20 protein-coding genes are annotated in these 26,984 nt (G+C 60.9%); 15 read left to right on the forward strand and 5 right to left on the reverse strand.

Features of this window, described 5'->3' with window-relative positions; genetic code table 11:
* Window positions 1–81 precede the first annotated feature (81 nt).
* The 9 genes from AB8B29_RS02045 (at window position 82) to AB8B29_RS02085 (ending at window position 9,563) form a co-directional block, all read left to right on the forward strand.
* Complete coding sequence (locus AB8B29_RS02045; protein WP_037198521.1) at window positions 82–942, forward strand: S49 family peptidase; 861 nt, start codon at window positions 82–84, stop codon at window positions 940–942.
* A 16-nt stretch (window positions 943–958) separates the two neighbouring features.
* Window positions 959–1,150 carry an NfeD family protein gene (locus tag AB8B29_RS02050; protein WP_034508388.1) on the forward strand — a complete coding sequence of 64 codons (192 nt, stop codon included), beginning with the start codon at window positions 959–961 and terminating at the stop codon, window positions 1,148–1,150.
* A 122-nt stretch (window positions 1,151–1,272) separates the two neighbouring features.
* Complete coding sequence (locus tag AB8B29_RS02055; RefSeq protein WP_037198523.1) at window positions 1,273–2,232, forward strand: glycine--tRNA ligase subunit alpha; 960 nt, start codon at window positions 1,273–1,275, stop codon at window positions 2,230–2,232.
* Window positions 2,233–2,382: 150 nt separating this feature from the next.
* The gene (locus AB8B29_RS02060; RefSeq protein WP_092572951.1) at window positions 2,383–2,934 is read left to right on the forward strand and encodes a LemA family protein; all 552 of its coding nucleotides are present in this window, start codon (window positions 2,383–2,385) and stop codon (window positions 2,932–2,934) included.
* Window positions 2,935–3,021: 87 nt separating this feature from the next.
* Window positions 3,022–4,278, forward strand: a complete 1,257-nt coding sequence (locus tag AB8B29_RS02065; protein ID WP_092573023.1) for a 3-phosphoshikimate 1-carboxyvinyltransferase — start codon at window positions 3,022–3,024, stop codon at window positions 4,276–4,278.
* A 90-nt stretch (window positions 4,279–4,368) separates the two neighbouring features.
* Window positions 4,369–6,315 carry a DUF2207 domain-containing protein gene (locus AB8B29_RS02070; RefSeq protein WP_439006104.1) on the forward strand — a complete coding sequence of 649 codons (1,947 nt, stop codon included), beginning with the start codon at window positions 4,369–4,371 and terminating at the stop codon, window positions 6,313–6,315.
* Between the two features lie 171 nt (window positions 6,316–6,486).
* Window positions 6,487–6,942 (forward strand): endonuclease domain-containing protein, encoded by a 456-nt coding sequence (locus tag AB8B29_RS02075; protein ID WP_439006106.1) that lies wholly within the window; start codon window positions 6,487–6,489, stop codon window positions 6,940–6,942.
* A gap of 1 nt (window position 6,943) precedes the next feature.
* Complete coding sequence (gene glyS, locus AB8B29_RS02080) at window positions 6,944–9,058, forward strand: glycine--tRNA ligase subunit beta (RefSeq protein WP_113118795.1); 2,115 nt, start codon at window positions 6,944–6,946, stop codon at window positions 9,056–9,058.
* 13 nt (window positions 9,059–9,071) lie between these two features.
* On the forward strand, window positions 9,072–9,563 hold the full coding sequence (locus tag AB8B29_RS02085; protein WP_037198531.1) for a DUF523 domain-containing protein: 492 nt from the start codon (window positions 9,072–9,074) through the stop codon (window positions 9,561–9,563).
* Between the two features lie 73 nt (window positions 9,564–9,636).
* On the opposite strand, the gene AB8B29_RS02090 is transcribed toward AB8B29_RS02085, so the two are convergent.
* From AB8B29_RS02090 to purD, 3 genes are all read right to left on the reverse strand, one after another.
* The gene (locus AB8B29_RS02090) at window positions 9,637–11,454 is read right to left on the reverse strand and encodes a methyl-accepting chemotaxis protein (RefSeq protein WP_113118794.1); all 1,818 of its coding nucleotides are present in this window, start codon (window positions 11,452–11,454) and stop codon (window positions 9,637–9,639) included.
* A gap of 385 nt (window positions 11,455–11,839) precedes the next feature.
* A complete protein-coding gene (locus AB8B29_RS02095) occupies window positions 11,840–12,268 on the reverse strand; it encodes a plant virulence effector HPE1-like domain-containing protein (RefSeq protein WP_037198533.1) in 429 nt (142 codons plus the stop codon).
* A 111-nt stretch (window positions 12,269–12,379) separates the two neighbouring features.
* The gene (gene purD / locus AB8B29_RS02100) at window positions 12,380–13,648 is read right to left on the reverse strand and encodes a phosphoribosylamine--glycine ligase (protein ID WP_047640406.1); all 1,269 of its coding nucleotides are present in this window, start codon (window positions 13,646–13,648) and stop codon (window positions 12,380–12,382) included.
* A 248-nt stretch (window positions 13,649–13,896) separates the two neighbouring features.
* Between purD and AB8B29_RS02105 the strand changes: the two genes are divergently transcribed.
* Together AB8B29_RS02105 and AB8B29_RS02110 are read left to right on the forward strand one after the other, a co-directional pair.
* Window positions 13,897–16,206, forward strand: a complete 2,310-nt coding sequence (locus AB8B29_RS02105) for a Tex family protein (RefSeq protein ID WP_113118793.1) — start codon at window positions 13,897–13,899, stop codon at window positions 16,204–16,206.
* Window positions 16,207–16,351: 145 nt separating this feature from the next.
* Window positions 16,352–17,611, forward strand: coding sequence for an SAM-dependent methyltransferase (locus AB8B29_RS02110; protein ID WP_037198537.1), 1,260 nt, complete (start codon window positions 16,352–16,354; stop codon window positions 17,609–17,611).
* A gap of 96 nt (window positions 17,612–17,707) precedes the next feature.
* On the opposite strand, the gene AB8B29_RS02115 is transcribed toward AB8B29_RS02110, so the two are convergent.
* The gene (locus AB8B29_RS02115) at window positions 17,708–18,139 is read right to left on the reverse strand and encodes a hypothetical protein (protein ID WP_052212587.1); all 432 of its coding nucleotides are present in this window, start codon (window positions 18,137–18,139) and stop codon (window positions 17,708–17,710) included.
* A gap of 289 nt (window positions 18,140–18,428) precedes the next feature.
* Between AB8B29_RS02115 and AB8B29_RS02120 the strand changes: the two genes are divergently transcribed.
* Both AB8B29_RS02120 and ubiA read left to right on the forward strand, forming a co-directional pair.
* On the forward strand, window positions 18,429–19,220 hold the full coding sequence (locus tag AB8B29_RS02120) for a MipA/OmpV family protein (protein ID WP_202032617.1): 792 nt from the start codon (window positions 18,429–18,431) through the stop codon (window positions 19,218–19,220).
* 64 nt (window positions 19,221–19,284) lie between these two features.
* A complete protein-coding gene (gene ubiA / locus AB8B29_RS02125) occupies window positions 19,285–20,247 on the forward strand; it encodes a 4-hydroxybenzoate octaprenyltransferase (RefSeq protein ID WP_037198540.1) in 963 nt (320 codons plus the stop codon).
* A 120-nt stretch (window positions 20,248–20,367) separates the two neighbouring features.
* On the opposite strand, the gene AB8B29_RS02130 is transcribed toward ubiA, so the two are convergent.
* Window positions 20,368–20,934, reverse strand: coding sequence for a DUF6101 family protein (locus AB8B29_RS02130; RefSeq protein WP_037198541.1), 567 nt, complete (start codon window positions 20,932–20,934; stop codon window positions 20,368–20,370).
* A gap of 327 nt (window positions 20,935–21,261) precedes the next feature.
* On the opposite strand from AB8B29_RS02130, the gene AB8B29_RS02135 reads away from it, so the two are divergent.
* Window positions 21,262–23,769, forward strand: a complete 2,508-nt coding sequence (locus AB8B29_RS02135) for a DUF1217 domain-containing protein (RefSeq protein ID WP_113118792.1) — start codon at window positions 21,262–21,264, stop codon at window positions 23,767–23,769.
* A gap of 210 nt (window positions 23,770–23,979) precedes the next feature.
* The gene (locus AB8B29_RS02140) at window positions 23,980–26,967 is read left to right on the forward strand and encodes a DNA translocase FtsK (protein ID WP_113118791.1); all 2,988 of its coding nucleotides are present in this window, start codon (window positions 23,980–23,982) and stop codon (window positions 26,965–26,967) included.
* The last annotated feature ends 17 nt before the right edge of the window (window positions 26,968–26,984 follow it).

Here is a 26,984-nt window from a genome sequence, read left to right on the forward strand (position 1 = left end):
ATGAAATGCGATCGGCGATGTTGCGTTTGCCGTTTCCATGCATACATCACGGGCAGCGAACATCATGATTCAAGGTGACGAATGGTTGGGTTTTTCAGGCGCATGCTTCCGAAGCGGTTTCGCAAGGAAAGGGTGGTCATACCTGTCGTTCGGTTGAGCGGTGTCATCTCCTCCGGCGGCGGTCCGCTGCGGCAATCGCTGAATCTGGCTGGCGTCGCGCCGGCATTGGAAAAGGCCTTCGATATGAAAGACGCGCCGGCCGTCGCCATTGCGGTGAACTCGCCGGGTGGATCGCCAGTACAATCGCGGATGATCTATAATCGCATCCGCGATCTGGCTCTTGAGAAGAAAAAGAAGGTTCTGGTCTTCGTCGAGGATGTGGCGGCTTCCGGCGGCTATATGATCGCGCTCGCCGGTGACGAGATCATCGCCGACGCCACCTCCATCGTCGGCTCGATCGGCGTCGTCTCCGGCGGTTTCGGCTTTCCGGAGCTGTTGAAGAAGATCGGCATCGAGCGCCGCGTCTATACCGCCGGCGAGAACAAGGTGATCCTCGATCCGTTCCAGCCGGAAAAGGAAAAGGACATCGACTATCTGAAGAGCCTCCAGCTCGAGATCCACAAGGTCTTCATCGACATGGTGCGCGAGCGGCGGGCGGGAAAGCTTGATGCGGACGATACTGTGTTTTCCGGCCTCTTCTGGACGGGAGGCCGCGGCCTTGAGCTCGGCCTTATCGACGGTCTCGGCGACATGCGTCAGGAATTGCGGAAGCGTTTCGGCGACAAGGTCAAGCTCGCGCTGATTACCACGCCACGCAGCCTTTTCGGCCGTCGCGCCCCCGGTGTTTCTCTGTCTGGTATCGATGGTCTCGGTGCCGGCCTTGCTTCCGGGCTTGCGGAAGTGGCAGAGGAAAAGGCATTGTGGAGCCGGTACGGATTGTAATCGGGAGCGCTGGGTAATGCCCCAGATCATCTTCTTCGTCGCCGCCGTCGGCGGCCTGTGGTTTTTGTATCGGCGCTTCGTCCGCGACGCCCAGAGGCTCGCCGAGAAGTCCCGTCGCGCCGAAACGGAGCGGCGTACCGGTGCAATCGGGACCCTGGTCAAGGATCCGAAGACGGGGGAATACCGCGTCAAGCGGGAGGATGAGTAGCATTCGCGGACACGGCGGCGCGCAACGGCAAGGCGACAGCTTGCCTGTCAAAGTCTTGACCCTTTCGCCCGGTCGTGGCACCTGTCCGCCAAACCATTCGCTAGCGGAAGAAATCAATTCCCATGACTGCCAACGTGCCCGACCATATGAACCCGAAGCGCTCCTTTCAGGCGCTGATTCTGACGCTGCACAATTATTGGGCCGACAAGGGTTGCGCGGTTCTGCAGCCATACGACATGGAGGTCGGTGCCGGCACGTTCCATCCGGCGACCACGCTTCGCGCGCTCGGCCCGAAGCCCTGGCGTGCAGCCTATGTTCAGCCGTCGCGCCGCCCGTCCGATGGCCGCTATGGCGAGAACCCGAACCGTCTGCAGCATTATTATCAGTATCAGGTCATCCTGAAGCCCAATCCGCCGAACCTGCAGGAGCTCTATCTCGGCTCGCTGAAAGCGATCGGCCTCGATCCGCTTCTGCATGACATCCGCTTCGTCGAGGACGACTGGGAGAGCCCGACGCTCGGCGCATGGGGTCTCGGCTGGGAGTGCTGGTGCGACGGCATGGAAGTGTCGCAGTTCACCTATTTCCAGCAGGTCTGCGGCATCGAATGCGCGCCGGTTGCCGGCGAACTGACCTACGGCCTTGAGCGCCTTGCGACCTATGTCCAAGGCGTCGACAGCGTCTACGATCTGAATTTCAACGGCCTCGAGGGCGAAGACAAGATCAGCTACGGCGATATCTTCCTGCAGGCCGAGCAGGAATATTCGCGGCATAATTTCGAATATGCCAATACCGAAATGCTGCATCGCCATTTCATCGATGCCGAGAAGGAATGCCAGGCGCTGCTGGCCGCCGGCGCGCCCGGCGACAGCGATAACCAGCGCCTGCACAAATGCGTTTTCCCGGCCTATGACCAGTGCATCAAGGCGAGCCACGTCTTCAACCTGCTCGATGCCCGTGGCGTCATCTCGGTGACCGAGCGTCAGAGCTACATCCTGCGCGTGCGCACGCTGGCCAAGGCCTGCGGCGAGGCCTTCCTGCTGACGGATGCCGGCGGCGCCAATTGGCATCAGCGGGCGGCCTGAACGGCTGGAAGTAGCAGCGCTCGCCTACTTTGCGGGCTGCGGCATTGCTCCGCGGCCCAATCTTGGGCTTGCTCCGCGGCGAAAGCCGGGTGACATTGCCGGCAAATCTGCCTAGTGTCCCTGCGGTTGCAGTCGCCCCGGGGAGTCGAGATGTATATTCTTCTAGCAATCATAGTGCTGGCAGCGCTCTATGTCGTCTTCATCTACAACGGGCTCGTTCGCGCGCGCCAGGTCGCGGAAGAGGCATGGTCCGGCATCGACGTGCAGTTGAAGCGCCGCGCCGATCTCATCCCCAATCTGGTCGAGACGGTCAAAGGCTATGCCGGCCATGAGAACAAGACGCTCGTGGAAGTCACACAGGCCCGCAATGCGGCCCAGGCTGTGCCCGCTGGTGACGTTGCCGGCCGCGCCGTCGCCGAGGGCATCCTCAGCCAGGCGCTCGGACGTCTGATGGTCGTTTCCGAAGCCTATCCCGATCTGAAGGCCAATACCGGCTTCGTCGAGTTGCAGCAGTCGCTGGAGACGACGGAAAACGAGATCCAGATGTCACGCCGCTATTACAACGGCGCCGCGCGCGATCTGAACGTCAAGGTCGAGACCTTTCCCAACAATCTCATCGCCGGCCCCTTCGGCTTCGTCAAGAAGGCCTATTTCGAGATATCAAACGAAGCGGATCGCGCCGTTCCCACGGTAAAGTTCTGAGATTCCCGCTATCGGTTTTTCATGCGAGGCGGTAAAGGAAGCCGACCGACGGCCATCGGCCGCCTTCCTGACTGACCAAAGAGAATGATGATGGGTAGAGCAAAACTCACGATTATCCCACCTGGCAAGCCGCTGACCGGCCGCGCCATGCCGCCGGGATCGAAGTCGATCACCAACCGCGCGCTGCTGCTCGCCGGCCTTGCCAAAGGCACGAGCCGGCTGACCGGCGCGCTGAAGAGCGACGATACCCGCTATATGGCCGAAGCGCTGCGCGCCATGGGCGTGACGATCGATGAGCCGGATGCCACGACCTTCATCGTGACAGGCAGCGGCAAATTGACGGCGCCGTCCGAGCCGCTTTTCCTCGGCAATGCCGGCACGGCAACACGCTTCCTGACCGCCGCCGCAGCACTGGTTGACGGCAAGGTCGTGGTGGATGGTGACGCCCACATGCGCAAGCGGCCGATCGGCCCGCTGGTCGACGCGCTGCGCTCGCTCGGCATCGATGCTTCGGCTGAAACCGGCTGCCCGCCCGTGACTATCAACGGCACCGGCCGCTTCCCGGCAAGCCGCGTGCAGATCGATGGCGGCCTTTCCAGCCAATATGTCTCGGCGCTGCTGATGATGGCTGCCGGCGGCGATCGCCCTGTTGATGTCGAGCTGCTCGGCGAGCATATCGGCGCCCTCGGCTATATCGACCTGACGGTTGCGGCCATGCGCGCTTTCGGCGCCAAGGTCGAGCGCGTGAGCCCGGTTGCGTGGCGCGTCGAGGCCACAGGCTACCAGGCCGCTGATTTCCTGATCGAGCCGGACGCCTCGGCCGCAACCTATCTCTGGGCGGCCGAAGTGCTGAGCGGCGGCAAGATCGATCTCGGTACGCCGGCGACGGAATTCTCGCAGCCGGATGCGCGAGCCTATGATTTCATCTCGAAGTTCCCGCATCTTCCGGCCGTCATCGACGGCTCGCAGATGCAGGATGCCATCCCGACGCTTGCCGTTCTCGCCGCCTTCAACGAGACGCCGGTGCGCTTCGTCGGCATCGAGAACCTGCGCGTCAAGGAGTGCGATCGTATCCGCGCGCTGTCGAGCGGCCTGTCGCGCATCGTCCCGAACCTCGGTACGGAGGAGGGTGACGATCTGATCGTCGCTTCCGATCCGAGCCTTGTCGGCAAGGTTCTGCCGGCCGAGATCGACAGCTTCGCCGATCACCGTATCGCCATGAGCTTTGCACTCGCTGGCCTGAAGATCGGCGGCATCACCATTCTCGATCCCGATTGCGTTGCGAAGACCTTCCCGGCCTATTGGGATGTACTGGCATCGCTGGGTGTCGCCTACGAAGACTGACGCCTCGCTTCAAAAGGGAACCGAGCGCGGAAACTATGTTTTACGCTGGACGGCGCCCAGGAGGGCGCCGCGGTATCTCTTGGGGGTGTGATGACGCGGCTTTCCGGGCTTCTCCTGGCTTTGCTCCTGCTGCTTTGCGCAACGGCTGTAACGGCGGCAGAACTCATCACCAATTTCGACCAGGCAATCGCCCTGCATCGCGATGGTTCCATGCGGGTTATCGAGACGATCTCGGCGAATGCGGAAGGCCGTGATATCCGACGGGGCATCTTCCGGGACTTTCCGTTGACAATGACCGATGCCAACGGCCGCGAGATCGAGGTGGATTTCAAGGTCGTTTCCGTCGAGCGCGACGGGCAGCCGGAGGATTGGCGCAGCGAGCGCATCAGGGGCGGTGAGCGCATCTATATCGGCAACGCCGATCGACTCCTGAACCCAGGCCCGCACACGTTCCGCATTACCTATGATACCGACCGGCAGATCCGTTATTTCGACGATCACGAAGAGCTTTACTGGAACGTGACAGGCAATGGCTGGCTGTTCCCGATCATCAATGCCAAGGCGACTGTCACATTGCCTGACGGTGTGGAACCCCAGCAGCTTGCCTTTTTCACCGGGCCGCTCGGCGCCAACGGGAAGAATGCAAGCGCGAGCGCACAGGGCAATATCGTCACCTTTGCAACGACCCGACCCCTCGCTATGGCCGAAGATTTGACGATCGCCGTCAAGCTTGCGAAAGGGACGATCACGCCGCCGAGCGCCAGCCAGCAATGGGGCTGGTTTTTTCGAGATCATCTGGATACCAGTATCGCCATCGGCGGTCTGTTCGTGCTGTTTATCTATTACATGCGCAGCTGGGTCAGAGTCGGGCGCGATCCGCCGCCGGGCGTGATGGTTCCACGCTGGGACCCGCCTGACGGTGTTTCGCCGGCGCTGGTCAACTATATCGACAACAAGGGCTTCACCCGCTCGGGATGGACGGCACTGTCGGCGACGGCGATCGATCTTGCGGTGCGCGGCTATGTCATCCTCGACGATCTGAAGGAGAAAGTGGTCATCCGCCCGACCGGCAAGGCGGCCGGCAGCAATCTGGGCGGCGGCGAAAAGGTGCTGATGCAGGCTGTCGGGCCGTTTTCCCCGCTTGTCATCGACAAGGAAAACGGCCAGGCGGTGCAGAAGCTCGGCTCGCAGTTTCGCAGCGCCATCGAGCGCGACCATCGCGATGAATACTATAAGGCCAATGCGTTCTACACCATTTTCGGCGTTGTGCTGTCGGTCCTGATCCTGGCGTCCATCATCATCTTCGGTCGCCTGCATGAGAATGCCCTGCCGCTGATCATCGTGCCCGGTTTCCTGTCGATTTTCGTGACGATCTTCGCGAGCATGATCGGCCGCAGGTTCCGCCGCCACAATACCAGCCTCGGTCAGCGAATTCTGTCTGTCCTGGTCTTCGCCTTTTTCGGCTTCGTCTTCGTATCCATCGCGGTCAGCGGTTTTGCGGCTGCAGTCATGCCGCTGTGGGAAGCGGGCTTGCTGCCACTGACGGCCGGCATCGTCGGCATCTTCGCCCTCAACGTCGTCTTCTATTTCCTGATGGGGGCGCCGACACCGCTCGGGCGTAAGATGATGGATGGCATCGACGGTCTTCGGCAATATCTGACGCTGGCCGAACGTGACCGGATGAACATGCAGGGCGCGCCGCAAATGTCGCCGCAGCATTTCGAGAAGCTGCTGCCCTATGCCGTCGCTCTCGGCGTCGAAAAGCCCTGGTCCAGTGCTTTCGAGACCTGGCTCGCCACCGCAGCCGGCGCATCTGTGGCGGCGACCTATGCGCCGGTATGGTATTCCGGCAACTTCAACCCCGGCAATATCGGCGGAACCATCGGCGATTTTTCCTCCTCCATGGCCTCCACCATCGCCTCGACCATTCCAGCCCCGGTATCCAGCTCGTCCTCTGCCTTTTCGGGCGGCGGAGGCGGTGGAGGTGGCGGCTTCTCCGGCGGGGGCGGCGGCGGTGGAGGCGGTGGGGGCTGGTAGTTGTCCACCTCCCCCTTGAGGGGGGAGGTCGCCGCGCAGCGGCGGGTGGGGGTGACCGTTGTCTAGCTGCGGAGGTTGTCGCGATCACCCCACCCCGGCCTTCGGCCGACCCTCCCCCTCAAGGGGAGGGTGTACGCCGCGATTTTCGATTGTAAGAGACGTGGAACCTTGATGCCCCAAAAGCCCTCCAAGCTGGATCGTTTCAAGATCGTCAATAGCCGGCGCTTGCGCGGTGGTTCAACGGCTGCGGAAGCCAAGCTTTGGAAGCATTTGTGGCGCATTCCAATCGAAGGGACGCATTTTCGGCGGCAGGTTCCGATCGGGCGTTATTTCGCTGATTTCGCCTGTCATCAGATAGGTTTGATTATCGAGCTCGACGGCAGCCAGCACGCAGACGAAGCGGCAAGACGTTATGATGCCGAACGAACGTCCTATCTCGAAAATGAGGGCTACCATGTCGTTCGCTTCTGGAATGCCGAGGTCATGGATGAGATCGAGGCTGTTCTGGATACGATATTTGCCATTGTGCAGCAGCGGCAAATTTTGCTAGCAGAGGCCGACCGTTTTCACCCCACTCCGGCACACCGTGCCGACCCTCTCTCTCAAGGGGAGGGTGAGGAACCTTGACATGCCCGATCTCCTGCTCGAACTTCGCTCCGAGGAAATTCCCGCCCGTATGCAGCGCAAGGCTGCGGGCGATCTGAAGAAGCTGGTGACCGATGCCCTGGTCGAAGCGGGTCTTTCCTATGAGGGTGCGAGGGAATATTGGACGCCGCGGCGCCTCACGCTCGACATTCGCGGCCTGACGGCGCGCTCCGCCGATGTGCGCGAGGAGCGCAAGGGTCCGCGCACCGATGCCAATGAAAAGGCGATCGAAGGCTTTTTGCGCGGAGCAGGCCTGTCTTCCATTTCAGAAGCACAGGTGCAGAGCGACCCGAAGAAGGGTGATTTCTACGTTGCGATCATTTCCAGGCCCGGTCGTGCAGCGGAAGAAATCGTCGCTGCCGTTATGCCTGATATCGTCAGAAATTTCCCATGGCCGAAATCCATGCGCTGGGGCAAGGCCTCGGCTAAGCCCGGCTCGCTGCGCTGGGTGCGCCCGCTGCAGTCGATCGTCTGCATGTTCGGCACGGAACACGAAGAGACCGCCGCCATCCCCTTCGAGATCGACGGCATCATCGCCTCTAACGTGACCTATGGCCATCGCTTCCATGCGCCTGATGCGATCACCGTCAAGCGCTTCGACGACTATGTGGCGAGCCTGGAGAAGGCCAGCGTCATCCTCGATGCCGAGCGCCGCAAGGATATCATCCTGCATGATGCCCGCGACATCGCCTTTGCCAACGGCCTGGACCTGGTCGAGGACGAGGGCTTGCTGGAAGAAGTGTCCGGCCTGGTCGAGTGGCCCCAGGTGCTGATGGGCTCCTTCGAGGAAGACTATCTGTCGATCCCGTCTGAGATCATCCGTCTCACCATCAAGACCAACCAGAAGTGTTTCGTTACTCGCCCGCAGGCGGGCGAGACGCTGTCCAACCGCTTCATTCTCGTCTCCAACATCCAGGCGACGGATGGCGGCAAGGAAATCATCCACGGTAACGGCAAGGTCGTGCGTGCCCGCCTGTCCGACGCGCTGCATTTCTGGAAGCGCGACCAGGGCGACCTGCCGGATCTCGAAACGCTGGAAGCTTCAGCCGCCAAGTTCGGCCTCGACCTGACGAAGCCGCTCGATCAGCGCATGGCCAAGCTCGATGCGCTTGATGTCACCTTCCATGCCAAGCTGGGCAGCCAGGGCGAGCGTGTCGCCCGCATCCGCATGCTTGCAGCTGAACTCGCCAAGATCACCGGCGCCGATCCGGCTTTGGTCGATCGCGCCGTGGTCCTGGCCAAGGCTGATCTCCGCACGGAAGCCGTCGGCGAATTCCCCGAGCTTCAGGGCCTCATGGGCCGCAAATATGCGGTGCTGCAGGGCGAGGACGCCTCGGTCGCCGCCGCCATCGAGGATCACTATAAGCCGCAAGGCCCCTCTGACCGCGTCCCCGAGGACAAGGTGGCGATCACGGTCGCGCTTGCCGACAAGCTGGATACGCTCGTCGGCTTCTGGGCGATTGACGAAAAGCCGACGGGTTCGAAAGATCCCTACGCGCTGCGCCGCGCCGCTCTCGGCGTCGTCCGGATCCTGCTGGAGCGAGGCGTGCGTCTGCCACTGCTGGCAACGACCGACGATGCTGATCTGCTGGCCTTCTTCCATGATCGCCTCAAGGTCTATCTGCGCGATCTCGGCGCCCGTTACGACTTGATCGACGCCGTGCTGACGCCGGAGACGGATGATCTCCTGATGATCGCCCGTCGCGTCGAGGCGTTGACGGCCTTCATTACCTCCGAGGATGGCAAGAACCTGCTCGCCGGCACCAAACGCGCCACCCAGCTTCTGGCCGCCGAAGAGAAGAAGGGCACGGTTGTCGCCGACAGCGTTTCGGAAGCCCTGCTGAAGCTCGATGCCGAAAAGGATCTCTTTGCGGCCGTTAAAGCAGCCTCCGCCGAGGCCTCCGATGCGATCGCCAAAGAGGATTTCCGCTCGGCCATGGCAGCGCTTTCCAAGCTGCGCGCGCCGGTCGACCGCTTCGCCAAGGACGTGTTCGTCAACGATGAGGATGCCGCTATCCGTGCCAACCGCCTGGCGCTCCTGCGCCTGATCCGCGCGGCAACCGGCACGGTCGCTGATTTCTCCAAGATTGCGGGATAAAGCCGGAGGGGCGATGACCGGAAAAATCCTCGTCAGCGCCTGCCTCATGGGCCATGCCGTCCGCTATGACGGCCGTTCCAAGCCGCTCATCCATCCGGCGATCGATCGCTGGCGCGAGGAGGGGCGGCTGGTGACGATCTGCCCGGAAATGTCCGCCGGTATGGCTGTGCCCAGGCCGCCAGCCGAAATCGAAAACAGCGCCGCAGGCGAGGATGTGCTCGCCGGCACCGCACGCGTGATGGAGATCAGTGGCGGCGACGTAACCGAGGGGTTTCGGCAGGCCGCGGAGAACGCGCTGGCGCTCGCGCGAGAAACCGGCTGTCGGTACGCTTTATTGATCGACGGCAGCCCCTCATGTGGCTCGGGCTTTATCTATGACGGCTCCTTTTCCGGGGGGCGGCATCCGGGCCATGGCGTTACGGCTGCGCTGTTGCAGCACGCCGGCATCGAGGTTTATTCCGATCGTGAGATAGACAGGCTGGTCGTGCGGTTGGCAGCAGACTGAAGCAGCCGATCGCAGCTTAAACGAAAACCGCCGGACGCAAGCCCGGCGGTTTCTCTTTTCTGACTTTTCCGGCTCAGGCCGCGCGACGACGATGATCCTCAGCCGGATGGCCATCGTTGACACGGAAGCCACGGATGAGGGCGAGCAGGTCTTCCGTATCGCCGGCGAGCGTCTCGGCCGATGCCGTCGTCTCTTCTGCCATCGCGGCGTTCTGCTGGGTGGCGGCATCGAGCTGGTTCATCGAGGACGAGATCGAGCGCAGCGTGGTATCCTGCTCGGAGGCGCTGTGGGCGATCTTCGAGACGATCTCGTTGGCCGCCTTGATCTGGTCGGAGATACGCTTCAGCGCTTCGCCTGCTTCGCCGACAAGGCGGACGCCCTGGTCGACCTGCCCGGAGGAACGGGCGATCTGGTCCTTGATCTCCTTGGCGGCCGCCGCGGAACGCTGGGCCAGTTCACGCACTTCCTGGGCGACGACGGCAAAGCCCTTGCCGGATTCGCCGGCGCGGGCGGCTTCGACACCGGCGTTCAGGGCAAGCAGATTGGTCTGGAAGGCGATCTCGTCGATGACGCCGATGATCTTGCTGATCTCCGACGAGGACTTCTCAATCCCGCTCATCGCTTCGATTGCCTGGGCAACCACGGCGTCGCTGCGCGATGCCTCGGTGCTGACGGCGTGAACGCGTTTGCTGGCCTCATGCGCGCCTTCCGCGGTCTGGCGGACGGCGACGGTGAGTTCGTCCAGTGCCGCCGAGGTCTCTTCCAGGCTGGCGGCCTGGCGTTCGGTGCGCTGCGACAATTCGTTGGAGGCGCGACGAATCTCTTCCTTGCTGAGGCCGATATCATTGCCTTTGGCGTTGACACGGCCCATCGCAGCCTCGAGGTGCGAGAGCGCCTCGTTGAAGTTGTTGCGAAGGCCGGCATAGCTGGCACCGAGATCGCCGCAACGCACCGTCAGATCGCCGCGGGCGAGATCCTCGAGCGCCTTGCCGATGACGGAGACGACGCGTGCCTGCTCGCGCGCTTCATCCTGCTGCTGCTGCAGGTTCTGTTCGCGCTCGTTGCTGATTTCCAGCTCCTGCGCCGCCTGGCGGTCGGCGAGTGCATGACGTTCGCGAATCTTTTCCTGCAAAGCCCTGGTCGCCTTCGCCATCAGGCCGATTTCGTTGCGCATTTCGATATGCGGGATGGCGGTCTTCACGTCCTCGTCGGCGACAGCCTTGAGGGCAGCATGGACATCGGTGAGCGGCTTCGTGATGCCGCGGATGAAATAGAAGGCAGCCCCGATGCCGACCAGGGAGACGATGCCGCAGATCATGAGCGCACGCCACATGGTGGCATTGATCTGCTCCTGCAGGTCATCCATGTAAACACCGCATCCGAGCACGATCTGCCACGGAGCGAATGCTGCCGAATAGCTGCCCTTCAGGAAGAAGTCGCCGTCGGGGTGGCCGGGCTTGTTCCAGTAATAGATGGTGCGGCCGCCGCCCTTGATGCCCTTCTCCACCATTTCCTTGCTGAAATGCGTGCCGTTCTTGTCGACCTGCGAGGACATGTCCTTGCCGATGTTGACCGGGCTCGGATGAATCCGCTGGATCACATTGTAATCGAAGCCGAAGAAATAGCCGGCCGGCGCGAAGCTGACATGCGACAGCACCTTGAACGCCTCGGCCTGGGCAGCGTCATGCGTCATCTCGCCGGATTTCTCGCGCTGGTAATATTGGTTCAGAACCGAGATGCCGGATTCGACCTGCGTGCGCAGCATATCGAAACGATCATCATAGATGGAATCGGCCTGCGACCGGATTTGAAAATAGGTGGCTACGGCAAAGGCGGCCATGAGGACGCCGAGCAGGGCAAATAATTGATGTGCGATCTTGAGATTTTTCATAACGTCTCCCACAGGTAATTAAATACCGGTGCGGTATCCTACCGCCTGTGCGATCGCCTGAGAGATTCCCAATACGCTTGCCGCCGCTCGAAATGACATGCTGCTGTCCGGTGGACAGTAAAATCTCATTTTATGTCTAAAAAACCTTTAACTTGAGCAGTCTGGTTGTATTTGCCGGGAGTTGAAACCTGGGATATGGCGTGCGAGATAAGTAATATTTATTCAGACTCGAGAATAACTCGAGTGAAGATCAGAATTTCTCGGGATTTATTTTAGAAGTAGCAAATGCGCTCCAGGACTTAGCCTGAGCGTATTGTCCTGCCATCGCGGCTCGGCCCGCCGACCCGAAAGGTGGGCGGGCGAGGCAGGACATGAAAATTCGCAGCTATTGACGAAGCTGGAAGCCGGAGAGATCGAGCGGCGCAAGCTCGGGAGTCTGGGCGATTTTTGGCACGGCGGCGGTCTTTGCCGCCGTATCGATGCCGTCGATGGATTCGCCGGCCGCAGCCAGGGCCTCGGGAGTCGGCTTGGTGACGAACACGACAGGAGAGCCGCCCATCCAAGCCTCAGTGCGCACCACCTTCTTCTCGCCGTCGATGCTGCGGATGGCGATGGATTGCGTACCGGGCGTCAACGTCGGCACGACATATTCCTTTTCGACCGCCGGCGGCTTGAGGGGAGGGCACTGGACGCACGTCTTGTCGACAATGCTGCTGTTGCGGTCGAGCAACTTGCCGTCGATAGGCTGGATAGACGAGGCCATGGCGGAGCTGCCGGCCAGTACGCATGCCAAGGTCAGGAAGAAGGAACGCATAACAAACAACTCCGTCTATGTTGACGAAGACATTAGCGAGCCTTTGTTTCCATACCGTCAGGAGATTAGGTAAAAATTTAGTGGACCGCACATTGAGAGAGGATGCGCCGTTTACGCCTCGCGCTCGACCGCGCGCCAACCGATGTCGCTTCGGTAGAAGCCGTTTTCCCAGCGCACCTGGCCGGCAAGGGCATAGGCGCGCTTCTGCGCTTCGCTCACGGTCTTGCCGGTCGCGGTAATGGCGAGCACACGGCCGCCGGTCGCGATCAGGGCGCCATCTTTGAGGGCTGTGCCGGCATGAAACACTTTCGCCTCATCGGCGTCTGCCGGCAGCGCTGATATCGGCGTGTTCTTGGCGTAGGAGCCGGGATAGCCTTTCGAAGCCATGACCACGGTCAGCGCGGCGTCATCGCTCCATTCGGCGTTGACCTGATCCAGGGTGCCGTTGGCGCAGGCGAGAAGCAGCGGCAGAAGATCGCTCTTCAGTCGCATCATCAGCACCTGGCATTCCGGATCGCCGAAGCGGACATTGTATTCGATCAGTTCCGGCCCCTTCGCGGTGATCATCAACCCGGCAAAGAAGACGCCGGAGAAGGGATGACCGCTCTCCGCCATGCCGCGCATCGTCGGCTCGATGATGTCCTTCATTGTGCGATCGACCATGTCAGGCGTCATGACCGGGGCCGGGGAATAGGCGCCCATGCCGCCGGTGTTCGGGCCGGTATCGCCGTCGCCGACGCGCTTGTGGTCCTGGGCGGTGGCCAGCGCCAGCGCATGCTTGCCGTCGCAGAGGCAGAAGAAGCTTGCTTCCTCGCCGTCCAGATAGGCCTCGATCACCACCTCCGCCCCGGCCTCGCCGAATGCGCCCTCGAAGCAGTCGTCGATGGCTGCAAGGGCTTCGTCGATCGTCATGGCGACCGTCACGCCCTTGCCGGCGGCAAGCCCGTCGGCCTTGACGACGATCGGAGCCCCCTGCGCGCGGACATAGGCCTTGGCCTTTGGCGCGTTGTTGAAGCGCTGATAGGCGCCGGTGGGGATATCGTAGCGGGCGCAGATATCCTTGGTGAAGCCCTTGGAGCCTTCCAATTGCGCCGCGGCGGCGGAGGGGCCGAACACGGCGATGCCTTCAGCGCGGAGTTTGTCGGCAATACCGGCAACCAGCGGCGCCTCCGGGCCGACCACGACGAAATCGATGGCTCTTTCCTTGCAGAAGGCGACGACGGCGTCATGATCGTCGATATCGAGCGCCGCCAGCGTCGCATGTTCGGCAATGCCGGGATTGCCTGGGGCGGCATAGAATTCCGTCATGAGCGGCGATTGCGCCAGCTTCCAGGCCAGTGCGTGCTCGCGTCCGCCCGATCCGATCAACAGAACTCTCATGGCTTGCCCTTTCGTTGCATCCTTTTGCGCGGTTAAGGGGGGTTGGGCCAAAGGTCAAGCATCAAATCCTGTGGAGGCATGGCGGTCAACATTGCCATGCCTTTTTATGTCGCTAAAGCGGGGTGCGGTTTTGGATGTCAGGTCGCCTTTCCCCCGCCGGATCGGGGTGATCTGCGTCGAAAACAGTTTCTTATGTTCGCGGGATCGTGCTTATGGTCCCCTCACGATTGTCCAGTCCAGAGAGTCACATGGCCGCTGATATCCGTTCCCTTGCCGCAACCATCGCCGCCGAGATCAATTCCCGCCCGGATCAGGCCAAGGCCGCCATCGAGCTCCTCGACGAAGGTGCGACCGTGCCGTTCATTGCCCGTTACCGCAAGGAAGTGACCGGCGGTCTCGACGATGGGCAACTGCGGACGCTGGCGGAACGGCTCGTCTATCTGCGCGAGCTGGAAGCCCGCCGTGCCGCGATCGTCGAGTCCATTACCGGCCAGGGCAAGATGACCGATGAGCTGATGGGCAAGATCGCCAAGGTTGCCACCAAGGCCGAGCTGGAAGACCTTTATCTGCCCTATAAGCCGAAGCGCCGTACCCGCGCCGAGATCGCCAGGGAACGCGGCCTCGCTCCGCTTGCCGACACCATACTTGCAGACCGGACAAAGGAGCCTGCGGTTCTCGCCGAAGGCTTCATTACAGCCGATGTGCCCGACGTGAAGGCGGCGCTCGAGGGCGCGCGCGACATCATCGCCGAAGGCATTACGGAAAATGCCGACCTGCTCGGCAAGCTGCGCGGGCATATGAAGACGACCGCCATCCTGAAGGCAACGGTCGTGGATGGTAAGCAGGAGGCGGGCGCCAAGTTCTCCGATTATTTCTCACATCAGGAGCGCTGGGCAACCGCGCCGGGCCATCGCGCGCTTGCCATGCTGCGGGGATGGAACGAAGAGGTTCTGACGCTGACCATTGATGTCGATGTTGACGCCATCTCGCCGAACAAGCCGGTCGAACGGATGATCGCCACGGCCTATGAGATCGGCCCGAGCCGGCCCGGCGACCGCTGGCTGATGGAGGTCGCGAGCTGGACATGGCGCGTGAAGCTTTCCATGTCGCTGTCGCTCGACCTGATGCGTGAGCTGCGCGAGCGCGCCGAGGAGGAGGCGATTCATGTCTTCGCCCGTAATCTGAAGGATCTGCTGCTCGCAGCCCCCGCCGGTTCACGCGCCACGATGGGTCTCGATCCGGGCATCCGCACCGGCGTCAAGGTGGCGGTGGTCGACGGCACGGGCAAGTTGCTGGAGACGACGACCGTCTATCCCTTCCCGCCGAAGAATGATGTGCGCGGTACGCAGGCGACCTTGGCGGCACTGGTCCGCAAGCACAAGGTCGAGCTGATTTCCATCGGCAACGGCACCGGCAGCCGTGAGACGGAGAAGCTTGTGGCCGACATGCTCGCCGATCTGCCGGCGCCGAAGCCGACCAAGGTCATCGTCTCGGAGGCCGGCGCCTCCGTCTATTCCGCCTCGGAGACTGCGGCACTTGAATTTCCCGGCCTCGACGTCTCGCTCCGCGGAGCCGTCTCCATCGCCCGCCGCTTGCAGGACCCGCTGGCCGAACTCGTCAAGATCGAGCCGAAGTCGATCGGCGTCGGCCAATACCAGCACGATGTCGATCAGCTGAAGCTGTCGCGTTCGCTGGACGCGGTCGTCGAGGACGCGGTGAATGCCGTAGGTGTCGATCTGAACACGGCTTCCGCTCCGCTGCTGGCCCGTGTCTCGGGCCTCGGCCCGTCGATCGCCGATGCGATCGTCAAGCATCGAGACGGCGAGGGGGCCTTCGAGACCCGCCGCGATCTGTTGAAGGTTGCCCGCCTCGGCCAGCGCACCTTCGAGCAATGCGCCGGCTTCCTGCGCATTCCCAACGGCAAGGAGCCGCTCGATTCCTCGTCGGTGCATCCGGAAGCCTATGGCATCGCCAAGAAGATCGTTGCCGCCTGCGGACGCGACCTGCGCAGCCTGATGGGAGATACGGCAAAGCTGAAGGCCCTCGATCCCAGGCAGTTCATCAACGAGAAATTCGGTCTGCCGACCGTGCGCGACATCATTTCCGAGCTTGAAAAACCTGGCCGCGATCCGCGCCCGAGCTTCAAGACCGCGACCTTTGCCGAGGGCATCAACGAGATCGGCGACCTGAAGCCAGGAATGCTTCTCGAAGGTACGGTGACCAATGTTGCCGCCTTCGGTGCCTTCGTCGATATAGGCGTCCATCAGGACGGATTGGTGCATGTCTCGCAGCTTGCCGATCGCTTCGTGAAGGACCCGCATGAGGTGGTCAAGGCTGGCGACGTCGTGAAGGTCACGGTCGTGGAAATCGACGTGAAGCGGAAGCGAATCGCTCTCTCGATGCGCAAAGATGGCGGCACTGTGGCGCCGCCGCCGGCACGTGATTCGCGAGAGCAAGGTGGGGCACGCAACGCTGGCGGTAGGGGCGATAGTCGTCCGAAGGCGGAGCAGCAGGGCAGTTTCGGTGCCGCTCTGGCCGATGCACTCAAGCGAAAATAAGGACTTAGCGAGAGACATTGCAAGAATGTCACACTCTGGCAGTGTTGTTGCCGGAGTGCTACAGAGTGCGAAAAGGTGCGCTTGCCACAATGTTCTGAAGCGCTAGAGTCAGCCCTAATGTCATGTCATAACATTCGAGGCGTCCATGGCGTCGGCACTCTTCTCTCTTGTTACGAAACTTGTCCGTAAAGGCTCGCTGAAACTTACGCTCGCGTCCGGCGAGACGCACATGATCGGCGATGGGTCCGGCGAAATGGTCGCCATCCGCCTCGCCGACCAGCAGGCGGAGGACGCGATCGCGCGCGATCCGACCTTGAAGCTCGGCGAAATGTATATGGAAGGGCGCTTCATTCTCGAGCAGGGGGATATCTATGAATTCCTCTCTCTGGTGAAGCAGAACACCACCAACGAAATCTTCGATCTGCGCATGGCGGCCCTCCTGATGGGGCGCATCGTCTGGCAGCAGCTCAAGAGCCGGTCGCCGATCAATCGCAACAAATACAATGTTGCGCATCACTACGATCTTTCGGCCAAGCTGTTCGATCTCTTCCTCGATGATGATTGGCAGTATTCCTGCGCTTATTTCGTGCCGCCTGGCATCAGCCTGGACGAAGCGCAGGTGGCCAAGAAGCGCCATATCGCCGCCAAGCTGCTGGTTGAGCCCGGCCAGCGCGTTTTGGAGATCGGCTCCGGCTGGGGCGGCATGGGCATGTATCTCGCCGAAGCCAATCCCGGCCTCGATTTTACCGGCATCACGCTCAGCGAAGAGCAGCTCAAGGTCTCTCGTGAACGCGCAGCCAAGCGCGGATTGTCCGACCGCGTCCGTTTCGAGCTGCAGGACTACCGTTACATGGCGGGCCGGAAGTTCGACCGCATCGTCTCTGTCGGCATGTTCGAACATGTCGGCATCGGCGCCTATCGCAGGTTCTTCAAGAAGGTTTCGGAACTGCTCGACGACAACGGTGTGATGGTGCTGCATTCCATTGCGCGTCCGAAGCCGAGCTTTGCCACCAATGCCTTTATCGAAAAGTATATCTTCCCGGGTGGTTATATTCCTTCGGTCGGCGAGACTTTGCCGCCGCTGGAAAAGGCCGGGCTTCTGGTCAAGGATGTCGAAATCCTGCCGATGCACTATGCGCATACGCTGCGGCACTGGCGCCAGCGCTTCGTCGCGCGAAAGGCGGAAGCCGTGGCGCTCTACGACGAGAATTTCTTCCGCATGTGGGAATTCTATCTGGCCGGCTCGGAAATGGGCTTCCGCTGGGATGAGCTCTTCATCATGCAGATCCAGATTGCCAAGAACCAGTTCGCCGTTCCCGACAACCGCAACTATATTGGCGAGCGCGAGGCGAAGCTGAGGGAGTTCGAGGCGACACGGGCGCCGCTGGAGAAGATAGTGTTCTAAACCTTCGCCGTTGTTTTGAATGGTTGCGCCGGATTTTGGATTTCCAAAGTCCGGCGCTTTAGCGTTCAGTCCCGGCAGGTAGCGAGGATATGGGTGCTATTTGACCACTTTGACGGTCAGATTCTCGTCGCTGACTTTACTTCCGTACAATACGGTCACCCGCAGGGTGAATTGATCGGTGCCGACGAAACCGGGATCGGACGTGTAGTATATCGTAGTACCTTCAATGGGCTTGCCGCTGCAGATATAGGCATCGCTATCCTTGTCGTATTTGACGTGAACCGTGCCATGTTCGAATGTGACTTTGCCATGGCTGGGCTGCTTGACCACCGCCGTATAGGGGTAGGAGTTGAAGGTGCAGTCCCGCTTCACCGACGAAGCCATTCCGAGCGCGGTCTTCTTGCCCGAAATGACTCTGTGCGAATATTGATCTTGCTTGGCGCCCCCGATCGGTGCGCTGACACAGCCGGAAAGCATCAAGCCGATGCTGAGAAACGCACCGAGATAAATCCAAGATTTGGTTTTCATTTTGCCTCTTGTTCAACCTTCATATGAGCAGGTCACTGCTCAAATTCTGGCGTCGCGCCATTACCTTGGATTGAGTAGCGCATGCCGAAATTAAATCGCTGCGACAGATCGGCGCAAGCCGGAGACCAGCGCAAGTCTCATCGAGAATTTTGCCGTCGGTCCCGAATTCGACCGCGCGTGGTTAAGAGAGCGGTAACGCGATCCGAATAGTTTGAGGCAACTCTAGGGCCGCGTGTATGGCCCTTTGTATTGCGTATTATGGAGTTGCATTGTGTTTACGAAATCGCGTCTGCTTTTCACGTTCGGCTTGTTCGCTGCCTCAGCCGGTGCGGCTTCGGCGGGAGACGGCCAGCATTTCTGGTCGGGTAACTGGTACCTAAGCGTCGGTGCGGCCGGTTTCTCGGCGCCGAAATTCGAAGGCAGCAAGCACAACAAGCTGCAGTGGTCGCCGTTGATCTCCGTCGGCAAGCAGGGTCCGGGTCCGCGTTTCTCCTCGCGCAACGACAATCCGTCCTTTGCTCTGATCGAGAGTGACGCCTTCCGAGTCGGTATCGTCGGCAAGTTCGTGCCGAGCCGGGACAGCAGCGACGGTCGTGAGCTGAGGGGCCTGAAGAAGGTCAAGTGGGGCGTTGAGGCCGGCGGTTTTGCCGAGGCCTATCCGACCGACTGGCTGCGCGCCCGCGTCGAAGTCCGCCAGGGCATTCGCGCCCATAGCGGCCTCGTTGCCGATGCCGCCGTCGACGCCTTCACCGACATCACTCCGGAACTGCGCTTGTCCGGCGGCCCGCGCATGACGCTCGCCTCCAACGATTATTTCAACACCTATTACGGCGTCAACGCGCGGGAGGCGGCCGCCTCCGGCCTCAGCCGTTACAACCCGGGCGGTGGCGTGAAATCCGTCGGTGCCGGTGGCGCATTGACATGGAAGCCGTCCGAGAATTGGACCACCAGCACTTTCCTGGAATATACGCGTCTTACCGGCCCGGCCGGTGACAGCAGCCTCGTGCGCGAGCGTGGCGACCGCAATCAGCTGCTGATCGGCGTCTCCGCCAGCTACAAGTTCAACTTCACGATGAACTGAGAAATGAGCGGGGTTTAGGCTCCGCCGCTTGACCTTCAGCGTCGGATATCACTACTAATCGCCTATGCAAAAGACAGGCGACATCAACGGGCGCGTCGCTGACGCGCCATCCGGAAACTGGGTTTACCGCGTTCTGCCGCCGGTGCTTTGGCCCTATGCGCAGCTTGCGCGCTGGGACAGGCCGATCGGCTGGCAGCTTCTGATGTGGCCGTGCTTCTGGTCGGTGGCACTTGCCGCCAATGCCTCCATTTCCATGGGGCATGGTTCGCCGGGTTTTGTGGTGATCTATCACCTCATCCTGTATTTCGTCGGTGCGGTCGCCATGCGCGGCGCCGGCTGCGCCTATAATGATCTGGTCGATCACGGGATCGACATGAAGGTCGCGCGCACGCGCTCGCGCCCACTGCCGTCTGGCCGCGTAACACGCTTTCAGACCAAGGTCTTCATCGCGCTCCAGGCTCTGGCCGGCCTTCTGGTGCTTTTGCAGTTCAATTGGTTTGCCGTCCTTCTCGGCGTGCTGTCGCTTGCGATCGTCGCGCTCTATCCTTTCGCAAAGCGCTTCACCGACTGGCCGCAGTTCTTCCTGGGTCTTGCCTTTTCCTGGGGTGCTTTGATGGGCTGGGCCGGCCTTTTCGGCAGCCTGTCGCTTGCTCCGATCGTGCTTTACGCCGCCGCCATCCTCTGGACGATCGGCTACGACACGATTTATGCGCATCAGGACAAGGAAGACGACGAGCTGATCGGCGTCCGCTCGACCGCGCGGCTCTTCGGCGACCAGACGCGCCTCTGGCTGATCGGCCTCTACGGCGCGACAGTGCTTCTGATGCTGGTTGCCTTCGCCCTGGCCGGAGCCGGCTGGCTTTCCTATGTCGGCCTGATCGTCGCGGGCGGTATGTTCGCCTATCAGATCGCCGTGCTTGACATCAAAGATGGCGAGCAGTGCCGAGCCCTGTTCCTATCCAACAACCGGGTTGGCCTGATTGTCTTTGCCGGGCTCTTCCTGTCGTTCCTGCTTCTTGTTCCGTGAGCATGTAACCATCGAGCATGGCTGGCGATGAGCGTTTGCTGAGGCCATAAAATCTGTCAGCCGCAGGATTGCACATCCCACGGCCGATCTTTGGTAATGTCGGAACTTAATCCTGACAGCTCAGTGCCGCGCAATGATCTCGCGGCCTTCGATCTTCATCTTGATGCCGAGCTTGCCGGTCGAGCGGCGCACGAGGAAGCGCGGGCGGCGATCGGCGAAATAGGAATGACGTCGACGCGGTTGGCTGTCCAGCGCGCGGACACTGCCCAGATGCTCTTCCAACGGACGGGCAACGCCATCGGCCTCAATCATCAGCATCGGGATACGGAAGGCTTCCGACCAGGAGCGCCAATCGGCAGCGATGTCGCTGAGATCGTGGGCAACAAGGAGGGGGATGCAGAGGTCCGGATCGGAGTGATGCAGTTCAAGCGTAACGGTGACTTCGCCGTCACCATGGTCGATGGCGCGAGCGGCGACACCCATGAAAGCGCGTTTTGGCAGGGCGACGGACAGCGGCAGGCCGCTGGACGGCAGGATCTTGCGCAGCACGGCGCCGCGCTCATCGATCGTGATGGTAACGTCACCCTCGGCACCCCGCATGGCATAGCTGACCTGTTGCGGAAAGCGCGTCGGATCAAGCCGCAGTGTGGTTCCAGCCCAGTCGGGCTTCAGGACGGTATTTGTCATCGATTTTCTACCCTTGCTTTACCTGAGAGCCGGTTTTCCGGTCTTCTCTCGGAGAACTTTTGTCCTCTCGTTGCTGGGCAGATTAGGCGCGGTCCCTTCCAGACAGCTTAAAAATTGCGGTTAAGAAAACTTTGCGTCCTCAAATGGTTAGCGAAATCGAATGCATCAGGGTTTCCATAAAGTGAATGCAAGGCACGGCGGCTGCTCCATCGCGGTACACGCAAAGGATGAGGTGTTGTAAGTCTCAGGTAAGGTTTGTGTGGGAAAATGCTTCCAGATTCGCGGGCTTGTACGAGCTTATATTAGAGATCTATTGGGATTTTGCTGATGATTTCCACTTATCTTGGTTATACGATTGCAACCAGAGATATGTCAACGTCGCTCAATCAGGTGGCATCACAGTCTCAGAATAAGCGCCTGATCGACTATTACAATGCCAATATCGGCAAAGTAAAGAACGTCGATGACTTCGTGAATAACTATCAGCTGTACAGTTATGCAATGGAGGCCTACGGGCTCTCCGACATGACATACGCCAAGGCCTTTATGAAACAGGTGCTGACCAGCGACCTCAGCGATTCCACCAGTTTCGCCAATAAATTGACCGATCCGCGCTACAAGGAATTTGCCGCGGCGTTCAATTTCGGTACGGGCAGCACGAACGCGGCGCAATCCAGCAAGCAGGAAGACGATCTGATCGGGCTTTATCAGCAATCATATACGAATGAGGCGACGGCTGCCGCGACGGAAACGAGTTACTACAGCCAGAACATCAGTTCGGTTAAGTCTGTCGATGACCTGCTCGGCAACACGCGCCTGAGGAACTACGTCCTGCAGGCCTACGGCATCGATCCGACTTACGCATCGAATTCGATCCTGAAGCAGATGCTGACGAGCGATACCAGCGATCCAAACAGCTACGTCAACCAGAACGGCAGCGCCGCCGACAAGGCTCTCGCAGCGGAGTTCAATTTCAACGCGGATGGCACGGTCAAGACATCCACGGCCGACAGCGACAATGCCTATTACGAGGCCAATATCGGCAATGTCACGTCGGTCGATCAGCTGACGTCCAATCCGCGGCTGTTCCAGTACGTCAAAACAGCCTTCGATATCCCGGTCTATATCACCGCCGACCAGTTCAATGCCTCGGCCAAGGATGCGGGCGTTGCGAGCTCGAACGGGCTGACCAGCGTCATGGCCGAATTCAATTTCCAAAGCAATGGGACGGTCGCCTCCGGCTCGCAGGCGCAGACATCGGCTCAGATGAGCGCCACGACCACGGCCTATACGACGAATTACCCTGGGGGGCCGCAGACCCTCGGCCAGCAGGCCGATGTCATGAGCGCCTATAACTCCGGCGTGCCCTCGTACACCACCAGTGTCGGCGCGGCCGACAACGCTCTGTACTATAAGGACCATATCGGCTCTATCACGTCAGTCGACCAGTTGACGTCGGACGCCCGCCTCTTCGACTTTATCAAGACGGCCTACGGCGTCGATGCGAGCACACCCGCCATCGTCTTCAAAAATGCCTTTTCCGATCCGACGACCGCTTCCATCTTCGGCCTGACGGATGTCGTCGCCGCGTTCAATTTCCAATCGGACGGCACGCTTGCTTCTGGCGATACGGCCCAGTCCCAAAGCGCGATCGATGCTGCCTCGACCGCCTATATGACGAACTATCGGTCTTCGCAGTCGAACCTGACGACCGATGCGGTCAACAACTACAAGAACCGCATCGCCAACGTGAAGACCATCAAGGATTTCTTCACGAGCAATACCGCCGATAGCAGCACGTCCAACGACAGCATGCCCGAACTCTACCAGATGGCTCTGCGCGCCTACGGCATCGGTTCGAACGAGGTCACGAAGACCCAGCTGACCAAGATCCTCGAAAGCGATCCCTACGATTCCAAGAGCTATGTCAGCTCGCTTAAGGATTCGCGCTTTACGGCGCTTGCCAAGGCCTTCAATTTCGATAGCGCTGGCAATCTGAAGCCTCCGGTCCAGTCCCTGTCGCAAACGCAGACGAACAGCTATATTTCTGAATATTCCAGCCGCTCCACGGCAGGATTGACGGGCGCCCTGCTGACCAAGGCGACCAATGACGCCAAGACTGCCGGCACCTATTTCGCGACCAACATCGTCAATGTCACCAGCGTCACCGGTCTGCTTGCCGACAGCAAGCTCACAAATTTCATCCTGACCGCCAACGGCATCGATCCGAAAACCGTCGACACGGCGACGCTGAAGAAGGCTTTCGCCTCCGATCCGTCCGACTCCAAGAGCTTTATCAACACCGCTGATGGTGCCAAGTTCAAGAGCATCGTCGAGGCGTTCAATTTCGATACGAGCGGGAACCTGACGGACAGCAAGCTCGGCACCGCACAGAACGGGGGCGCTCTCGCCCAGACGAACGATCTCTACCTGCATCAGACGCTCGAGGATCAGGAAGGACAAACCAACGCCGGTGTGCGCCTGGCGCTCTACTTCCAGCGCAAGGCGCCGAGTATCAATTCGATTTACGACATCATGGGCGACACCGCGCTCTACCAGGTCATAACCACCACCTACAGCTTGCCGAGCTCGATCTCTTCCATGGATGTCACTACCCAGGCCAATATGCTCAGCAAGTTCGTTAACGTTTCCGATCTTCAGGATCCGGACAAGGTCAATAAGCTGCTGCAGCGATTCTCTGCCATGTATGACCTGGAGAACAATACCGCGTCGTCCACGTCGCCGGCCCTGTCGATTCTGACGAGCTCTTCATCGGGCGTCGGCATCAGCGCCGACACGCTGCTGTCGATCGCGCAGCTGTCCTCGTCCAAGTAACGAACCCCGCAAAAAAAATCCGATCTGCATTGCCGCCGCGTTTCCGCGCGGCAAGTGCGCCCATTTGCGCGGAATTTTCGATGTTGTTCGGGCGGCACAGACAGCAGGAATACGTGCTTTCAGCAGCGGTCAGAAGGAACTTATTAACCATCCTTGCCCTATTCGATTTGAGAAGCCATCGGCAATATCAATGACTGGGTTGCAGGTCTCATGCGTCTTTCCCGAACGACACTTTCGAATGCGTCACAAGGCGTCCAGCCGGAGGGCGAACTCGACCCGGAACAGGCCGCCGAGGAGGCGCGTCGGATCGAGCAGATTGCTGCCCGCCGTGCATTCCTGGAAGAGAAGATTCGCAACGCCCGCGAAGCCAAGCGCAAGGCCGAGGAGCATCGCCGCGCCGAGGAATTGCGGCGTGCCGAAGAGGCAAGGCAGCGGACGGCCGCCGTACCGAAACCGGTCGTCGAGGCTTTGCAGGCGAAGCCCGCGGAGAAGGATCCGGTGATGACCGTCCTGCCGCATGGAATTTCGGCGGAGGATCTTGCCTCGCCCGGCTGGCAGAACGCTTTTCTGATGGGTCCGAACGTTCGGTTCACCCGCACGCGGGAAAACGAGATTATCAGCCGTCGCCCGCCCGCCGAGCTGCCGGCCGAAATCACGCCGCCGGTCTCCACTCATGCCGCGATGCGGGTCATGGAACCGCCCGTCATCGAGGTGCCGGCCACCCTCGCTGCGCCACAGCCGGCGCAGCCCGCCGAGTTCCATCTGCCGCTGCTTGAGGACATGCCTTTTGCGGTGGAGAGCTACATGCCATCAGTAATTCAGAAATCTCCGGCAACCGAGCCGGACGCATTGGAGATGACCGTTATCGCTACCGCATTTTCGAAGGCTCCGGCGACCGCGCTGGACGCTTCCCCAGTATCGTTGAATGTTTCCGAATCCGTTGCCGCGCCTGTGGTCGAGTCGCGGCTCGCTCATCTCTCCGATTTCGCTTTCTGGGACGCGATGCCCTTCGACGGCGAATTCGTGTCCGCCATCAGGGGCGCGCCGACCCAGCCGGTGATGATTTCCGAGCTTAAGGTTGAAGCCGAATCGATCGTCGCGAAGTTCCGCATCGTGGAATGCCGCCGACCGGCTGCGGTTGCGGAGATTCAGCGGACTGTCGAAGCGGCTTCTGCCGTTGAAGCTGCTGTGTTGGCCGAAGCCGTTCCCAGCCTCTCGACGGCAACAGTCAGCACGCCGGCCATGGACGAACTGGCGGCTTGGGAAGCTGCCGTTCTGGCGCCGGTCGTAGAAGAGGCATCAGAGATTGCCGCACCTGCCGTTGTCGAGCCGCAAGTCGTAGCCCAGCCGGAGGTATTTGTACCGCCCGCTTTCGTAACGGCCGTCTACGGCGCTGAGGCCGCTCCGGTTGCCGAATCTCGTCCGGCCCCGGTAATGGTCGTGGCACCTATGCCGGCCAAGGTCGCAGCACCTGCACCTGCCGGGCCGGTTGCCAAGGCAACACCGACCGTTCCCGCCGTCGAAGCCGCTGCCCAGCGGCTGATCGATGCGCCACCGTCGCGGATTACGCCACGTCGACCCGCATCGCTGACGCCGCCCGAGTGGCGCCCGATCGCCCAGAGCGGCGAGGGAGAATATGAGTTTCCGCCGCGCGAGCTGCTGCAGGAGCCTGCGGTTCGTTCCGGCGTGATCATGACCCAGGAAACGCTGGAGCAGAATGCCGGCCTGCTGGAAAGCGTGCTGGAAGACTTTGGCGTCAAGGGCGAGATCATCCACGTTCGCCCCGGCCCCGTCGTCACGCTCTATGAATTCGAGCCGGCACCCGGCGTCAAATCCTCGCGCGTCATCAATCTTGCCGATGACATCGCCCGCTCAATGTCCGCATTATCAGCCCGCGTCGCTGTGGTCCCCGGCCGCAACGTCATCGGCATCGAACTGCCGAACGTCACCCGCGAGACCGTCTATTTCCGCGAGATGATCGAATCCCCGGATTTCGAAAAGAGCGGCTACAAGCTGGCGCTCGGCCTCGGCAAGACGATCGGCGGCGAACCCGTCATCGCTGAACTGGCGAAGATGCCGCATCTGCTCGTCGCCGGCACCACCGGCTCGGGCAAGTCGGTCGCCATCAATACGATGATCCTGTCGCTGCTCTATCGCATGTCGCCGGAACAGTGCCGCCTGATCATGGTCGATCCGAAGATGCTGGAACTGTCGGTTTACGACGGCATCCCGCACCTCCTGACCCCCGTCGTCACCGATCCCAAGAAGGCCGTGATGGCGCTGAAATGGGCGGTGCGCGAGATGGAGGATCGCTACAGGAAGATGTCGCGTCTCGGCGTGCGCAATATCGACGGCTACAACAGCCGCGTCGCCACCGCCAAGGAAAAGGGCGAGACGATCCACGTCATGGTCCAGACCGGCTTCGACAAGGGCACGGGCGCCCCGATCGAGGAAAGCCAGGAGATGGACCTGACGCCGATGCCCTATATCGTCGTCATCGTCGACGAAATGGCCGACCTGATGATGGTCGCCGGCAAGGAAATCGAAGGCGCGATCCAGCGTCTGGCGCAGATGGCGCGTGCCGCCGGCATCCACCTGATCATGGCGACGCAGCGTCCGTCGGTCGACGTCATTACCGGCACGATCAAGGCAAACTTCCCGACGCGTATCTCCTTCCAGGTGACGTCGAAGATCGACAGCCGCACCATCCTCGGCGAGCAGGGCGCCGAACAGCTGCTCGGCCAGGGCGACATGCTGCATATGGCCGGCGGTGGGCGCATCTCCCGCGTCCACGGCCCCTTCGTCTCGGACGAGGAAGTCGAAAAGGTCGTAGCCCACCTGAAGCTGCAGGGCCGCCCGGAATATCTCGACACGGTCACCGCCGACGAGGACGAGGAAGACGACGAAGAGGATACCGCAGTCTTCGACAAGGGCGCCATCGCCTCCGAAGATGGCGACGACCTCTACGAACAGGCGATCAAGGTCGTCATGCGCGACAAGAAGTGCTCGACCTCCTACATCCAGCGGCGCCTCGGCATCGGCTATAACCGCGCGGCCTCGCTCGTCGAACGCATGGAGAAGGACGGCCTCGTCGGTCCCGCCAACCATGTGGGCAAGCGCGAGATCATCTCGGGCAACCGCAATGGTGGGGGGCAGGGAGTGCCGACGAATAATGCGAGCCAGGAAGATTTCGATTGATCCGGAAGGCACCCAGC

The sequence above is a fragment of the Rhizobium sp. 11_C7_N12_5 genome (genome assembly GCF_051811145.1).
In the GTDB taxonomy this organism is placed as follows: Bacteria; Pseudomonadota; Alphaproteobacteria; order Rhizobiales; family Rhizobiaceae; genus Rhizobium; species Rhizobium lusitanum.

Bases quoted from the DNA above. Each gene is read 5' to 3' on its own strand.
- AB8B29_RS02045 (WP_037198521.1), top strand. From the start codon at position 82: ATGGTTGGGTTTTTCAGGCGCATGCTTCCGAAGCGGTTTCGCAAGGAA.
- AB8B29_RS02050 (WP_034508388.1), top strand. From the start codon at position 959: ATGCCCCAGATCATCTTCTTCGTCGCCGCCGTCGGCGGCCTGTGGTTT.
- AB8B29_RS02055 (WP_037198523.1), top strand. From the start codon at position 1,273: ATGACTGCCAACGTGCCCGACCATATGAACCCGAAGCGCTCCTTTCAG.
- AB8B29_RS02060 (WP_092572951.1), top strand. From the start codon at position 2,383: ATGTATATTCTTCTAGCAATCATAGTGCTGGCAGCGCTCTATGTCGTC.
- AB8B29_RS02065 (WP_092573023.1), top strand. From the start codon at position 3,022: ATGATGGGTAGAGCAAAACTCACGATTATCCCACCTGGCAAGCCGCTG.
- AB8B29_RS02070 (WP_439006104.1), top strand. From the start codon at position 4,369: ATGACGCGGCTTTCCGGGCTTCTCCTGGCTTTGCTCCTGCTGCTTTGC.
- AB8B29_RS02075 (WP_439006106.1), top strand. From the start codon at position 6,487: ATGCCCCAAAAGCCCTCCAAGCTGGATCGTTTCAAGATCGTCAATAGC.
- glyS (WP_113118795.1), top strand. From the start codon at position 6,944: ATGCCCGATCTCCTGCTCGAACTTCGCTCCGAGGAAATTCCCGCCCGT.
- AB8B29_RS02085 (WP_037198531.1), top strand. From the start codon at position 9,072: ATGACCGGAAAAATCCTCGTCAGCGCCTGCCTCATGGGCCATGCCGTC.
- AB8B29_RS02090 (WP_113118794.1), bottom strand. From the start codon at position 11,454: ATGAAAAATCTCAAGATCGCACATCAATTATTTGCCCTGCTCGGCGTC.
- AB8B29_RS02095 (WP_037198533.1), bottom strand. From the start codon at position 12,268: ATGCGTTCCTTCTTCCTGACCTTGGCATGCGTACTGGCCGGCAGCTCC.
- purD (WP_047640406.1), bottom strand. From the start codon at position 13,648: ATGAGAGTTCTGTTGATCGGATCGGGCGGACGCGAGCACGCACTGGCC.
- AB8B29_RS02105 (WP_113118793.1), top strand. From the start codon at position 13,897: ATGGCCGCTGATATCCGTTCCCTTGCCGCAACCATCGCCGCCGAGATC.
- AB8B29_RS02110 (WP_037198537.1), top strand. From the start codon at position 16,352: ATGGCGTCGGCACTCTTCTCTCTTGTTACGAAACTTGTCCGTAAAGGC.
- AB8B29_RS02115 (WP_052212587.1), bottom strand. From the start codon at position 18,139: ATGAAAACCAAATCTTGGATTTATCTCGGTGCGTTTCTCAGCATCGGC.
- ubiA (WP_037198540.1), top strand. From the start codon at position 19,285: ATGCAAAAGACAGGCGACATCAACGGGCGCGTCGCTGACGCGCCATCC.
- AB8B29_RS02130 (WP_037198541.1), bottom strand. From the start codon at position 20,934: ATGACAAATACCGTCCTGAAGCCCGACTGGGCTGGAACCACACTGCGG.
- AB8B29_RS02135 (WP_113118792.1), top strand. From the start codon at position 21,262: ATGATTTCCACTTATCTTGGTTATACGATTGCAACCAGAGATATGTCA.
- AB8B29_RS02140 (WP_113118791.1), top strand. From the start codon at position 23,980: ATGCGTCTTTCCCGAACGACACTTTCGAATGCGTCACAAGGCGTCCAG.